The organism is Epilithonimonas bovis DSM 19482 (assembly GCF_900108115.1).
GTDB classification, from domain to species: domain Bacteria; phylum Bacteroidota; class Bacteroidia; order Flavobacteriales; family Weeksellaceae; genus Epilithonimonas; species Epilithonimonas bovis.
The window spans coordinates 1-14,832 of sequence record NZ_FTPU01000021.1 but is presented as its reverse complement, the minus strand read 5'-3'; the positions used below and the strand labels follow the sequence as shown (position 1 = coordinate 14,832).

Here is a 14,832-nt window from a genome sequence, read left to right as displayed (position 1 = left end):
AAATCTGCCAGAGCAATTGCTTTGGCATTTTTTTTATTAAGATTGATGTGATGTAGTGTGAATGGTACTTTCACAACATTACTTTGTGTAAATTTGCAATATGAACTACAGTTCCGAACTCAAAAAATTCTTAACCAGCCAATATATCTATTCCGGAGCCAGGATTGCTCTTGCAATAGTGATACCCAGTATTATTCTGGCACAATTTGGTCTGCTAAAAGAATTTTTCCTTTTTCCTCTCGGGACAAGTTTCGTAGGACTTACAGATCAGCCCGGCCCCTTTATCAGACGGAGAAACACGCTGGTCCTCTCTGTCATCACATTCTCATTAATAGCTCTTATTGCAAGCCTTGTAAAAGTATTTCCCGTTGCTGTTTATCTGGAAATCATAGTTTTCGGATTTTTTTTCTCGATGATTGGTGTTTATGGCTCCAGGCTGGCGACATTTGGTTCACTATCTCTTGTGGTCCTGAGCATCTTTATCGATGGGCATCTTACAGGTGATGACATTGTCAAAAGTACGGTGATATTTTTTCTGGGTTGTGTTTGGTTTTTTGTTGTCTTCATGGTGGTTTCTACGCTTCAGCCTTATAAACTGGCGGGCCAGGTTGTAGGAGAAAACTATTTGGAATTGGCTGATTACCTCAGGATCAAAGCCAAATATTACACAAAAAACCCTGACTTTGATACATTGCTCAATCAATTGATTTCACAACAGATTAAGATCAAAAATCATCAGGAAGATACGCGTGAAATTGTTTTCAAGACCAGAAAAATTGTTAACGAATCTACAACACAAAGCCGGATTCTCATGCTGATGTTCCTTAACTCGATCGATTTGTACGACAAGCTACTCACCACAGAAAACGATTACAAAAAGATGCACGAGATGTTTGGCCGTACCACCCTTCTCGAGAAGATCCACAACTATCTTTTGACAATGGCCGATGAGATTACCAACCTGGGGATTGCACTGCAAAGCGGATCTACATTTAAGCAGATCACCAATTTTGACACAGAACTAAAAAATATTTACGACGATTTTTTTGATTTCCGCTCGCACAATTTTTCTCCTCAGGCTATGGAGGACTTTATGATGATGCGCCTGATCCTCATGCGTATTACAGAGATTACCGATGAAGTCAATACCATTATGAAGGTCAATTCCCAGGACATCAAACTGGCAAAAAGCTTGTCTTCCGGGCTTGACTATTCCAAATTTTTACCCAAAGAGGAGAAACTTAACTATAAGATTTTCATCTCGAATTTTTCGCTCAGTTCAAGGCATTTTCGCCATGCCATACGCGTAACCGTTGCATTGCTGATTGGCTATATGGTTTCTAGATTTGAGATATTAGGCATCGGACATTCTTATTGGATCCTGATTACCATTATCGCGATCCTGAAGCCCGCGTACGCTACCACCAAGCACAGGAACCTGTTGCGCCTCTATGGCACCTTGATTGGCGCAATCATCGCTTACGCCGTACTTTATTATATTAATGAACCGGCCATCCTTCTTGTCATTATGCTCAGCAGTATGATAATGTGCTTTAGTCTGTTAAAATCCAATTATTTCTGGGCAGTCCTTTTTATGACGATATACATTTTTATGTCGTTCAATTTTCTGCGCCCCGGCAATGTTAACCTTATCTTTAAAGACCGATTGCTGGATACTTTGATTGCTGGTGCCGTAACATTTTTAGTTGCTTATTTTATCCTGCCGGTTTGGGAACATACGCAGAATATTGATCTGATGAAAAAATCTTCACGTAGCAATCTGGATTATTTCCGTTTTGTCATCGATCATTTTCTTGTAAAAGACATAAAGGATGAGGAATTCCGCCTCAGGAGAAAAAATGCCATTATAGATCTGGCTAATCTTTCCGACAATTTCCAGAGGATGATTTCTGACCCTAAAAATCAACAGAGAAAACTGGAAACTGTTCACCAGTTTGTTACTACTACCCATCTTATTACAGCTTACACGGCTTCATTATCCCAGTATGCAAAATCAGGGCATCAATTTCCGGAGATCGATTTCGAAAAATGGAAGATCAAGATTTCTGCTGAGATGCTGCGAACATCCTCGTTACTTTATAAGAAAGACCTGGATGAGCAGATCCGGTCAGAAAGCCATATCAAACCAGAAGACCATGTCGCCGACCTGCTGGAAAAAAGGCGTGCAGAACTGGAAACCCAAGCCCTGTCTGATGAAAAAACTTTTACCATCAGCCATCTTACCGAAATCAAAAATATTAAGGAATTACTGGAACTAATCTATGACGTCGCCAAAGATCAACGAAAAATTATTGAAGAGTATCTTATCTATCAGTCCTCAACGACAGCTAAGCAATAGTTCTCAAAAAAAGAAATTTTTGCATTGAAGAAATCCTCGTTTTCAGCGTCATAAACCCTGCTACTGACACAAAAATTATCAGAAAGCTGAAACGGTAACACATCATAATGTTTCTTGAGGGACCAGTGCTTGCTGTGATGGATCTTATACAGCGCTTCTTTCACACACCATATTGCTGTGAGAAAATCCACCTCCTCGCGGTTGTCTATATAGCTGTCCTCGTTCAGTATAAACTTGTGTCGTATCTTTTTTATCTTCTCCTTCCGTTTCTCAAGGTCTATGCCTACTCTGTTTTTTGAGACAGCCAAAGCGGCCAGCGGAAAAGAATGGCTTACCGAGATTTGGAAATCTCCGGGTATAAGGTAAGGTTCGCCACTGTCTCTGTAAAGGATTTTATAACCAGGCAACACCGTTTTCAGCATTTTACGGACCATCAGGGTCTCCAGAATCTTATTGGGATGATAACTGAGTACTTTCTCTCTGTTTTCAGGTTCCAAAAGAGCATCTGGGTCCAGCGTTTCAGTACTGTCATATTGCCAGATAAGCAAAGTGACAGAGTCTGTTGAAAAATCTTTGTAAAGCGGCATTACTTTTAAAAACGTTAAAATTACAAAAACACGCACGGTCTGCAAAATTTACTAAATGTAAAGCACAACTTAAAAATGCCTTAAAAATGCATCCTTAAGATTATTTTAACGTTTTAACATACTAAATTTGCAGTATCAAAATGAGAAAAGGAATAATATATCTGCTTATGAGTATTTTTCTGCTGTTTGTAGCAGAAAACAGCCATAGCTTTGATATTCAGACAGATTATAATAATCAGTCTGTATTGCTTCATCTTTTCTCTTTTTCAAAAAAATACCATCTCAACCATTCTGCTGAGAAAAATGTAACCAAACATATTGCAGATTCTGTAGATTTTGCCGAGGAAATAGGATGTAGCCTTATCAATCCGTACACGCTTGCCACAGCGCTAAGTTTTGCAGGTTTAGCCTATATCTTTCAGTTAACCAAAACCGAAAACTTTATTCGCTACAAACATCAGGTTTTTATCGCTGCGGTAAAACGGTTTATCCTTCTGCGGTCTATCCGCATTTAAGATCACTGCTGCAGTCCGGTTATAAACAATCGCGGCCAGCCCAATTCTGAATCCAAATATTTCAGGCGAATAATTTTGACGGTTTGCTGCATCAGTTCCATCAATAATTATTCTCTGCCATTAATTAAAATAAATTTTGCAACCGTCAGGTTCATTAGTTCTTTAAAAAAATTTAAAATTATGAATAAAAGAGTAGCATTCTCTATGGCACTCAGCACACTGCTGGTCATCTTCAGCTGCAAAGAAAAAACAGAAGAGAAAGAAGACGCTGCGGTATATCCGGTAACTTCACCTGTTAAGATGGATACCGTGATCAATAAAGATTATGTCGCGCAGATACAATCAGTAAAAAATATCGAAATCCGCGCTCAGGAAAAAGGTTTTCTTGAGAAAATATATGTAGACGAAGGACAATACGTACACGCCGGCCAGACGCTCTTCAGGATTATGCCGCAGATCTACCAGGCCGAGCTGATGAAAGCCCAGGCAGAAGTAGAACAGGCCAAAATAGAACTACAAAACTCCAGCACGCTGGCCAATAATAACATCGTCTCCAAAAACGAAAGAGCCATGGCCAAAGCAAAATTAGACGCAGCCAATGCAGAAGCCAGACTGGCAAGCATTCATCTTAACTTTACTAATATCAAGGCGCCTTTTTCCGGGTATATCAACAGATTACCGCTAAAACTGGGGAGCCTTGTGGATGAAGGTGATCTGCTGACTAGCCTGTCTGACAACTCGAGTGTGTATGCTTATTTTAATGTTTCTGAACCGGAATACCTTAACTATCAGACGCATTCTGCGGACCGTGGCAGCAATCAGGTTTCCCTGATTATGGCCAATGGCGAACCTTTGCCGGATAAAGGGACTATCACCAATATAGAAGGTGAATTTGATAATGAAACTGGAAATATTGCCTTCCGGGCCAAATTCCCCAATCCCAATCAGTTGCTTAGAAACGGAGAAACCGGTAAGGTACAGATGACCGTGCCACTTAAAAACGCATTGATTATCCCTCAAAAAGCAACTTATGAGATTCAGGATCAGACTTATGTTTTTGTTGTGGACAAAAACGGCAAAACCAAATCCAAAAATATTAAGATTGCTTATGAACTTCCTGATGTTTATGTAGTGGCATCTGGCCTAAATGCAGGCGACAAATTCTTGCTGGAAGGTGTACAAAAAGTAAAAGATGACCAAAAGGTGAAAACCAAATTCCAGGATCCTAAAAAAGTTTTGCAATCTCTTAAACTGGAAGCTAACTAAAAACATAATTGATAATTGATCGTTGATAAATGATTTTTTACTTAAAATATGTTTTATCTACCATCTGTTATCTCAAAAAAATATAATTTTTTATGTTTAAAAAATTTATTCGCAGACCCGTTCTGTCGATAGTGATCTCACTGATCATCGTATTTATGGGAATTTTATCTCTGGTAAAACTTCCTGTCACTCAGTTCCCATCTATTTCTCCACCAAAGGTAAATATCGTAGCAGATTATCCGGGCGCTAATAATGAGCTGATGATAAAATCTGTTGTTATCCCTCTGGAAAGAGGGCTTAACGGCATCCCTGGTATGAAGTATATGACCTCCAGTGCAGGTAATGACGGCGAGGCCAATATTCAGGTGGTTTTTGATTTGGGTACAGATCCCAATGTAGCCGCCGTGAATGTCCAAAACCGTGTATCATCCGTGGTTAATAAACTTCCGCCATTAGTAGTTCGGGAAGGTGTAAAAATCAGCCGGGAAGAACCAAACATGCTGATGTATATCAACTTGTACAGTGACGACCCAAAAGCGGATCAGAAATTCCTTTTCAACTATGCGGATATTAATGTCATGTCTGAATTGAAAAGGGTAAACGGCGTTGGTTTTGCCGACATCCTTGGTACAAGGGAATATGCGATGCGTATTTGGCTAAAACCTGACCGAATGACGGCTTACGGCATCTCGTCAGACGAAGTGATGGAGGCACTTAACGAACAGAGTTTGGAGGCATCACCGGGAAAAACCGGTGAAAGTTCCGGTAAACGTTCTCAGTCTTTTGAGTATATTTTAAAATATCCAGGTCGTTTCAGTAATGAAAAAGATTATGGCAACATCATCCTCAAATCTAACCCAAATGGTGAGTTTGTAAGACTGAAAGATGTAGCAGATATAGAGTTTGGTTCATCAATGTATGACATCTACTCTACACTTAACGGTAAACCGTCTGCTGCCATCACGCTTAAGCAGTCTTACGGTTCCAACGCAAGTGATGTTATCAAAAATGTGAAAGCATTGATGACCGATCTTCAAAAGTCTTTTCCAAAAGGCATGCATTATGAGATCTCTTATGACGTTTCCCGATTTTTGGATGCATCTATAGAAAAAGTAGTCCACACTTTGTTCGAGGCCTTTATATTAGTAGCCATTGTGGTGTTCCTTTTCCTTGGTGACTGGCGCTCAACACTAGTGCCGACGATTGCCGTTCCGGTATCATTGATTGGTACTTTTGCAGTGATGTCTGCCTTTGGGATTACCCTGAATTTGATTTCATTATTTGCTTTGGTAATGGCCATCGGTATTGTGGTGGATGATGCGATCGTTGTGATAGAAGCCGTTCATGCCAAGATGGAGGAAAAACATCTCTCGCCACTCAAGGCCACCGAAGAAGCCATGCATGAGATCAGTGGTGCTATTATTGCCATCACTTTGGTAATGGCATCGGTTTTTATTCCGGTAGCATTTATGTCTGGTCCAGTGGGTGTTTTCTACCGTCAGTTTTCGATAACTATGGTTTCAGCGATTATCCTCTCCGGGATAGTAGCATTGACACTGACTCCGGCACTCTGTGCGTTATTTCTGAGAAGCCATCATGGCAAAGAGAGAAAAAGAACACCAATCAATCGGTTTTTGGATGGTTTCAATAACCTTTTCACCATCGGAGCTAGTAAATATCATAATTTATTGACTAAGGTAGTCACCAGAAAAATGGTAACATTGCCACTGTTATTGGTATTTTGTTTGGGAGTATTTTTCCTAAGCAACAAACTGCCAACTGGTTTTATCCCGAGTGAAGACCAGGGTATGATCTATGCCATTATCCAGACGCCGCCGGGATCTACATTAGAAAGAACCAATCAGATTGCATTACAGTTACAAAAAGCCTCAGAAGGGATTGACGGTGTCGCATCTGTATCATCATTAGCCGGTTATGAGGTACTGACAGAAGGTACAGGTTCTAACTCAGGAACCTGTTTGATTAACCTCAAAAAATGGGACGAAAGAAAAGAATCTGCCGCAGAAATTATAGAGCAACTGGAGGAAAAAGCTAAAAATATTCCCGGTGCGAATATCGAATTTTTCCAACCGCCATCTATCCCAGGATATGGTGCTGCCGGAGGGTTCGAATTAAGATTGCTGGATAAAGCCGGAAGTGGTGATTATCACAAAATGGAACAGGTCAGCAACGACTTTGTCCGCGAACTGAAAAAACGCCCGGAACTAGGTTCTGCCTTTACCTTTTATTCTGCAAGTTTTCCGCAGTATATGCTGAAAATCGATAATGATCTTGCGGAGCAAAAAGGCGTAACCATAGAGAAAGCGATGGATAACCTGTCCACTTTGATCGGTTCCGATTATGAGACCAGTTTTATCCGTTTTGACAGGCCATATAAAGTGATTGTACAGGCCGGCCCTCAGTACAGAGCCTTGCCAGAAGACCTTCTCAAACTTTTTGTTAAAAATGACAAAGGTCAAATGGTACCCTACTCCGCTTTTATGCACCTTGAAAAAGTGTACGGCCTATCCGAAATTACTCGGCATAACATGTACAACTCATCCGAAGTGAGCGGAACACCGGCACCGGGCTATAGTTCCGGAGATGCGATCAAAGCCATTCAGGAAGTGGCGGACAAAACTTTACCAAGAGGATTTGGGATCGACTGGGCCGGGATTTCTAAAGACGAAGTGTCCAGAGGTAATGAGGCCATATACATCTTCCTTGTATGTTTGGGCTTTGTTTACCTGATACTTTCTGCGCAGTATGAGAGTTTTGTTTTGCCTTTGCCAATTATTTTCTCATTACCAACAGGGATATTTGGTGCATTTTTCTGCCTTTATTTGTTTGGATTAGAGAATAACATCTATGCACAGGTGGCCATGGTAATGCTCATCGGGCTCCTCGGTAAAAATGCCGTGCTGATTGTCGAATTTGCGGTACAGAAGAAAGCCGAAGAAGGATTATCTACCAGAGATGCGGCATTGCAAGGTGCGGCACTTAGATTCCGTCCGATCCTGATGACATCATTTGCCTTCATCGCCGGGTTGATTCCGTTGGCTTTGGCTACTGGGCCTGGTGCAATTGGTAACAGAACGATCGGTACGGCAGCAGCTGGTGGTATGCTTATAGGAACGGTTTTCGGACTGATGATTATCCCTGGTTTATACTACATCTTCGCCAATATAGCAGCCAAAACCAAACTGACTTATTACGAAGAAGAACATCCATTTACAGAAAACACTAAGCCTTACGAACACGATGGAAAATTTGAAGATCAATAAAGATATAAACCCATTATATATGGATCTACCCGAAACAGATAAGCTAAACCCGCAGCCCGACTTGAGCGGAAATCCTTTTGTGAGGAGGAACGACGAACAAAAGATTGGGAGCGGAAGGCGGATTAAGCTGCCCAAAAATATCTGGGTCATTGCAGCTGTGTCATTAATACTGATTGGATGTAAAGCACCGATGGCTACCAAAATCCAGGATCGGGTGAAGGAGACTTTGCCTCAGAGTTTTGAAGACCAAACTGCCTCCGAAAATAATTCCGGGCTTACGCCATGGAAACAGTTTTTTACCGATCCTAACCTCGTTAATCTAATTGATGAAGCACTTAAGAACAATCAGGACCTCCTGATTACCCTTCAGCAGATTGAGGTTGCGAAAAGCGACGTAATGTACAAAAACGGCCGGCTTAGCCCTACTGTTGCAGCAAAACTAGGTGCCGGCGTTAGCAAAGCCGGCAGATATACCTCTGAAGGTGCCGGCGATGCCACGACTGAAATAAAACCTGGGAAAGATATGCCTGATCCGCTGGGTAATTTTGAAGGCGGCCTGGTAGCAGACTGGGAAGTAGATATCTGGCACAAGCTGAGAACCGAGAAACAATCGGCTGTGGCACATTACCTGTCAACGGTAGAGGGTAAGAATTTTGTTTTATCAAGCCTGATTGCAGAGGTGGCTGACAACTATTACGGACTGCTTTCGCTTGATAATCAACTGGATATTATCCATCAGTACATTGATTTGCAGAAAAAAGCGCTGGAGATTGCCAAAATCCAGAAACAGGCGATGGCGGCAACGGAACTGGCTGTGAAAAAATTTGAGGCTGAACTGGCAAAATCCAATGCCACAGAGTATGATCTTAAACAGCAGATTACGGAAAAGGAAAACCAGATCAATGCTTTGTTGGGAAGATATCCTCAGCCGATCGTAAGAGCAAAGGAAAGCTTTATGACGATTGTTCCGCAAACGGTTTACACAGGCATCCCGTCTCAATTATTGGCAAACCGTCCCGATATTAAACAGGCAGAACTTGAACTAAAGTCTGCGCAGCTGGATGTGGAAGCAGCGAGAAAAGAATTTTACCCAAGCCTTGACATCAATGCGACATTGGGTCTGGAAGCTTTTAAACCGTCGTATCTGGTAAAAATGCCGGAATCTATTGCTTACAATCTGGCCGGGGAACTGGCAGGTCCACTGATTAACAAGAGTGCTATACAGGCGCAGTTCAAATCTGCTGATGCAAGGCAGATCCAGGCATTGTACGAATATGATAAAACCATCCTGAGTGCTTACCTGGATATTACCAACCAGATGTCTGCGATCAAAAACCTGGATCAGTATTATCAGATGAAGGCCAAAGAATCTAAGGCTCTTGACGAAGGGATTGACATTGCCAATCAGCTTTTCCGCAACTCGCGGGCAGATTATCTTGAGGTTCTGATGAACCAGCGTGATGCTCTGGATGCCAAAATGGAACTCATCGAAGCGAAAGAAAGACAGTTGAGCACCGTTGTAGATATCTACAAAAGCTTAGGTGGCGGCTGGAAATAAAAAGCATTCATTTTTCTCTCTATAAAGAAAGGCTCAGTTTGTAAAAAACTGAGCCTTTCGCATTTTATCAGAAACCTATCCTTTTTTGCTTTCTTTTGGATTATTTTGTCTGGTGATTCTGGTCGTTACGGTGTTCCAGGATTTCCATATTTTCATTGACGAAATAGGCACTTCCAAAACCATTGACATAGGCACCTTTTACAGGATTAAGCGCAATCATGATAAAATCGGTCATTTCATCCAGGATATCTATGATTTTACCGTGTCTTTCTTTTAGTTTTGAAGCAATTGTTTTCCATTCATCCGTATCTCTTGCGATTTGGGAAGGTATGGCTTCTATCGTCAGACGTTCTCTGGCGTAGATCTGTTTGGTCGCAGATTCATCTTCTATCAGCATAACCGATGTTTTCCTTCCTTCTGCCAGATTCTTGGTATGTCTTGCCATAAAAGATACCAAAATGTAGAACCTGTTATCAATTTCCACAAAAGGAGCGTAGCTGGAATTGGGATTACCTTCTGCATCTACTGTTGCAAGGATAACACTTTGGGTTCTGTCTATTAATTCTTTCACTTTTGGAGCAACTGGTTTTGCCTGTCTCTGTGCCTCCTGAGTTTGTTCGTTCATAATGTGTAGCTTAATTATTTCAAAAATAGTTATTTAGAATTAAAATAAATAAATTATTACAATAATTATTATCACAATACAAACCCGTTTCTCTGTTTTTATATTTTGATTATTAGTTGTAATTTTGCGGTTTAATTTTATAAATATCATAATTATAAATATGAGCACAACAACACAATACGTTCCTTATAAAGTTAAGGATATTAGCTTAGCCGAATGGGGAAGAAAAGAGATTACTCTGGCAGAAGCCGAAATGCCTGGGCTAATGGCCATCCGTGAAGAATATGGCCCGTCTCAACCATTAAAAGGTGCCAGAATCGCAGGGTGTCTCCACATGACCATTCAGACTGCCGTTTTGATAGAAACCCTGGTTGCTCTAGGTGCTGAAGTAACCTGGTCTTCTTGCAACATCTTCTCTACCCAGGATCACGCTGCTGCGGCAATTGCTGCTGCCGGTATTCCTGTTTATGCTTGGAAAGGCCTTAACGAAGAAGAATTTGACTGGTGTATCGAGCAGACGCTATTCTTTGGTGAGGACAGAAAACCATTGAATATGATTTTGGATGATGGTGGTGATTTGACCAATATGGTTTTTGATAAATATCCGGAATTCACAAAAGATATCAAAGGGCTTTCCGAAGAGACTACAACTGGTGTCCACAGATTGTATGAAAGAATGAAAAACGGGACTTTGGTAATCCCTGCCATCAACGTGAATGATTCGGTAACCAAATCAAAATTTGATAACAAATACGGATGTAGAGAATCTGCAGTAGATGCCATTAGAAGAGCTACCGATGTAATGTTGGCTGGTAAAAGAGTGGTTGTTTGCGGATACGGCGACGTAGGCAAGGGTACTGCGGCGTCTTTCCGTGGAGCCGGTTCTATTGTTACCGTAACCGAGATTGACCCAATCTGCGCACTGCAGGCTGCTATGGATGGCTACGAAGTGAAAAGACTGGATACTGTAGTTGACAACGCGGATATCGTCATTACAACGACTGGTAACTTCAATATTGTAAGAAAGGAACATTTCCTTAAAATGAAAGATAAAACCATCGTTTGTAACATTGGCCACTTCGACAATGAGATTGATATGGCCTGGTTAAACGGAAATTATGGTTCTACAAAATCAGAAGTTAAGCCTCAGGTTGACATTTACAACGTAGAAGGCAAAGAGATCATTATCCTTGCAGAAGGCCGTCTGGTAAACCTTGGCTGTGCAACTGGTCACCCATCATTTGTAATGTCCAACTCGTTCTCTAATCAGACTTTGGCTCAGATCGAACTTTGGACCAACTCTTCAGCTTATAACAACGAAGTTTATATGTTGCCAAAACATCTTGATGAAAAAGTGGCCGCGCTTCACCTTAAAAAATTAAGTGTTGAGCTGGAAACGCTTTCCCAGGAGCAAGCTAACTATATTGGTGTTCCTGTGGAAGGGCCTTTCAAACCGGAATATTACAGATACTAAATGCAGGAGGTCAGAAGTCGGAAGATGGATGACGAAAAATGCTTAAAGACGTTCCAGATTTTTCTGGAGCGTTTTTTTTTATATTATGGTTTATAAACAATGTGAAATCACCCTATTGTAAAACAAATATTACAAAAAAAATCCACCAAAAAATGGTGGATTAGACTACGTGAGACCGCAAATATTTACTTGGTACGCTCAATAATTCTTTTAACGGCTTTTATCACGGCTTCGGCATCTACCTGATATTTTTTCATCAGTTCCGCCGGTGTCCCGGACTCACCAAATGTATCATTAACAGCAACAAATTCCTGTGGTGTTGGCCTTTTTCTTGCCAAAACTCCGGCAACAGATTCTCCCAAACCACCCAGAAAATTATGTTCCTCAGCTGTTACCAGCTTACCGGTTTTTTCTACAGATTTCAGAATAATCTCTTCATCCAGAGGTTTGATTGTATGGATATTGATAATCTCACAAGAGATCCCTTCTTTTTCAAGTTCTTCAGCTGCCAGCAATGATTCCCATACCAAATGGCCGGTAGCCACAATGGTAACATCTGTACCTTCCTGCAAAAGGATTCCTTTCCCAATCTCAAAAGGCATATCTTCAGGAATAAAAACAGGAACCACAGGACGCCCAAATCTTAGATAAACAGGCCCGTTGTGCTCCGCTGCTGCCAAAGTAGCCGCCTTGGTCTGATTATAATCACAAGGATTAATAACCGTCATACCGGGAAGCATCTTCATCATCCCGATGTCTTCCAAAACCTGATGCGTGGCGCCGTCTTCTCCCAAAGTAAGACCGGCATGCGATGCTGCAATTTTCACATTCTTGCCTGAATATGCAATTGATTGACGGATCTGATCATAAACTCTGGATGTCGCAAAATTAGCGAATGTTCCTGCAAAAGGAATTTTCCCATTGATGGTAAGTCCAGCGGCTAAACCAATCATGTTGGCTTCAGCAATCCCTGTCTGGAAGAAACGCTCCGGTGCTTTTTCTATAAATTTCTCCATCTTAAGAGAACCAATGAGATCAGCACAAAGGGCAACCACATTAGGATTTTTATCAGCCAGTTCTGCTAAACCAGCTCCAAAACCAGATCTTGTATCTTTTTTTTCTGTATATGTATATTTCATTATTTGATATTTGAAGAATGATAATTGATAAATGATATAAGACTAAATAGAATTAAATCATTTTTTTAGTTAATAATCAGATACTTCGTCTAATGCTAATTGTTGTAATGCCCTTTCCAATTGCTCATCATTTGGCGCTTTGCCATGCCAAGAGTGGCTGCCCATCATATAATCTACACCTTGTCCCATCTCTGTATGAAGTAGTATCACCACTGGTTTACCTTTTCCGGTTTCGGATTTTGCCTTCTCAAGAATGGCAATTACCGCTTCCAGATCGTTACCATTTTTTTCTTCTAATACCAACCATCCAAACGCTTCCAGCTTGGCATGCAGATCACCCAAAGACAAGACATCATCGGTATCACCATCTATCTGCCTGCCATTGTAATCTATCGTTGAAATAATATTGTCTACTTTTTTTGCCGCTGCGTACATAAAAGCTTCCCAAACCTGACCTTCCTGCAGTTCGCCATCACCATGCAATGTATAAACCAGTGCATCATCATGATCCAGCTTTTTACCCTGGGCTGCGCCTAAAGCAACCGAAAGCCCCTGCCCTAATGATCCCGAAGCTACTCTTATACCAGGCAATCCTTCATGGGTTGTCGGGTGCCCCTGCAGTCTGGAGTTCAGTTTTCTGAATGTAGCCAATTCTGCTACCGGAAAAAAACCAAATCTGGCCAGTGTACTATAAAACACAGGTGAAATATGGCCGTTGGAAAGGAAAAAAAGATCTTCGTTTTTACCTTCCATAGTGAAGGGGAGTTTATAATTCATAACATCTCCGTAAAGTGCTACGAAAAACTCCGTACATCCCAATGATCCTCCGGGATGGCCACTATTTACAGCATGAACCATTCTCAGAATATCTCTTCTGATTTGCGTAGAAAGGCCTTTCAGCTCTTCGATTGATTTGCTCATTTTATTAGATTTACTTTCTGGCGAAAATACAACTTTTTTATGAGGCCAAAAAATGATCTTGCCCTGATAATTGGCATAAAAAAAACCGCTCGGATGAGCGGCTTAATTTTATAAAAACATTACTGTTTACTTGGCAAACTTATAGGTAAGCCCAAATTGGAAAACGCCATTTTTGGATGAATCACCATTGTTATTTTTAACAATATCAGTAACGCCTGCAACATATCTTATGTTGGCTCCAAAGTTGGATGTAAAATCATATCCAATACCCAAACCAACACCAAAATCGAAGCCGTTAAATCCATCTTTAACATCTAATGAATGCCCTCCAGATTTAAGTTTTGAACTGATTAAAAAGCTAAATTCCGGACCCGCTTCCAAGTAAAACTGTGGTGTAGCCTTGTACTGGAACATCACTGGCACAGAGATATAGTCTAGGCTTAAAGTAGTATCTGCAGAGCCATCTGCTTTAACTCCCTTACCACTGTAAAGTACCTCTGGTTGGATATTAAACGATGCTGACAATGGTACATTGACAAATGCACCACCATAGAAACCAAATTTTGCTTTGCTGTCATCAGAGTTAGAAACACTGGAAACATTAGCTCCAGCTTTCAAGCCAAAAGTTTGTGCATTAGACAATCCAAAAACAGCTATAGCAGCTGCTAAAAATAATTTTTTCATAGTTTGTTATTTTAAATTATTAATTATGATGATAATTTCGTTAACATTCAATTAATACTACAAAATTAAAATTTTATTTCAATAAACATCAAAATATTGAAAAAATTTTATGTATATCCGTTTTTAATCATACTGCTGTAATATTAGCAATAATGAGCCTTTCGAATAGTTTGTCTCCGAAATATCTTCGATTTAGTTTGTAAATAAATTCGTTGAGATACAATTGAAGATATTTTCTTTTGATTTTATGATAATTTCCCAATAGATTTCTTTTAGCATTGCTGATGGTGATGTGAACCCATTTTAAGGTTTCGTTGGTAGTTTCTTTATCAGATTTTTCGGTGATATGAAGTTCAACAAAATCTGAAATATCAACGTATGATGTGCTTTTATCCGTGAAAACAATGCTTTGATTATCAA

Annotated in this window: 12 protein-coding genes; 6 read left to right on the top strand and 6 right to left on the bottom strand. The window is 40.5% G+C overall.

Annotated features, from left to right (window positions below):
- Positions 1–100: 100 nt before the first annotated feature.
- Complete coding sequence (locus B0B05_RS09950; RefSeq protein WP_076783500.1) at positions 101–2,359, top strand: FUSC family protein; 2,259 nt, start codon at positions 101–103, stop codon at positions 2,357–2,359.
- On the opposite strand, the gene B0B05_RS09945 is transcribed toward B0B05_RS09950, so the two are convergent.
- Entirely contained in the window at positions 2,332–2,946 is a 615-nt protein-coding gene (locus B0B05_RS09945; protein ID WP_076783499.1) for a 4'-phosphopantetheinyl transferase family protein, read from the bottom strand. The two genes, B0B05_RS09950 and B0B05_RS09945, sit on opposite strands and share 28 nt — an antisense overlap.
- Before the next feature lie 140 nt (positions 2,947–3,086).
- On the opposite strand from B0B05_RS09945, the gene B0B05_RS09940 reads away from it, so the two are divergent.
- The 4 genes from B0B05_RS09940 to B0B05_RS09925 all read left to right on the top strand — a co-directional run bounded on the left by B0B05_RS09940 (position 3,087) and on the right by B0B05_RS09925 (position 9,569).
- A complete protein-coding gene (locus tag B0B05_RS09940) occupies positions 3,087–3,461 on the top strand; it encodes a hypothetical protein (RefSeq protein WP_076783498.1) in 375 nt (124 codons plus the stop codon).
- Positions 3,462–3,641: 180 nt separating this feature from the next.
- Positions 3,642–4,727: an efflux RND transporter periplasmic adaptor subunit gene (locus B0B05_RS09935; protein WP_076783497.1), complete on the top strand. Its 1,086-nt coding sequence runs from the start codon at positions 3,642–3,644 to the stop codon at positions 4,725–4,727.
- Positions 4,728–4,819: 92 nt separating this feature from the next.
- The gene (locus tag B0B05_RS09930) at positions 4,820–8,011 is read left to right on the top strand and encodes an efflux RND transporter permease subunit (RefSeq protein WP_076783496.1); all 3,192 of its coding nucleotides are present in this window, start codon (positions 4,820–4,822) and stop codon (positions 8,009–8,011) included.
- 190 nt (positions 8,012–8,201) lie between these two features.
- Positions 8,202–9,569 (top strand): TolC family protein, encoded by a 1,368-nt coding sequence (locus B0B05_RS09925; protein ID WP_173786364.1) that lies wholly within the window; start codon positions 8,202–8,204, stop codon positions 9,567–9,569.
- A 100-nt stretch (positions 9,570–9,669) separates the two neighbouring features.
- Here the strand turns inward: B0B05_RS09925 and B0B05_RS09920 are convergent, their stop codons facing one another.
- Positions 9,670–10,194, bottom strand: coding sequence for a pyridoxamine 5'-phosphate oxidase family protein (locus tag B0B05_RS09920; RefSeq protein ID WP_076783495.1), 525 nt, complete (start codon positions 10,192–10,194; stop codon positions 9,670–9,672).
- A 160-nt stretch (positions 10,195–10,354) separates the two neighbouring features.
- Here B0B05_RS09920 and ahcY point away from each other — a divergent pair, with 160 nt between their 5' ends.
- Positions 10,355–11,668, top strand: coding sequence for an adenosylhomocysteinase (gene ahcY, locus B0B05_RS09915; protein ID WP_076783494.1), 1,314 nt, complete (start codon positions 10,355–10,357; stop codon positions 11,666–11,668).
- A gap of 185 nt (positions 11,669–11,853) precedes the next feature.
- On the opposite strand, the gene B0B05_RS09910 is transcribed toward ahcY, so the two are convergent.
- The 4 genes from B0B05_RS09910 to B0B05_RS09895 form a co-directional block, all read right to left on the bottom strand.
- Positions 11,854–12,807 carry a transketolase family protein gene (locus tag B0B05_RS09910; RefSeq protein ID WP_076783493.1) on the bottom strand — a complete coding sequence of 318 codons (954 nt, stop codon included), beginning with the start codon at positions 12,805–12,807 and terminating at the stop codon, positions 11,854–11,856.
- A 69-nt stretch (positions 12,808–12,876) separates the two neighbouring features.
- Positions 12,877–13,728, bottom strand: a complete 852-nt coding sequence (locus B0B05_RS09905; RefSeq protein ID WP_076783492.1) for a transketolase — start codon at positions 13,726–13,728, stop codon at positions 12,877–12,879.
- A gap of 126 nt (positions 13,729–13,854) precedes the next feature.
- Positions 13,855–14,412: a porin family protein gene (locus B0B05_RS09900; RefSeq protein ID WP_076783491.1), complete on the bottom strand. Its 558-nt coding sequence runs from the start codon at positions 14,410–14,412 to the stop codon at positions 13,855–13,857.
- A 127-nt stretch (positions 14,413–14,539) separates the two neighbouring features.
- The coding region (locus B0B05_RS09895) for a transposase (RefSeq protein ID WP_143745927.1) at positions 14,540–14,832 on the bottom strand (293 nt) is incomplete at its 5' end.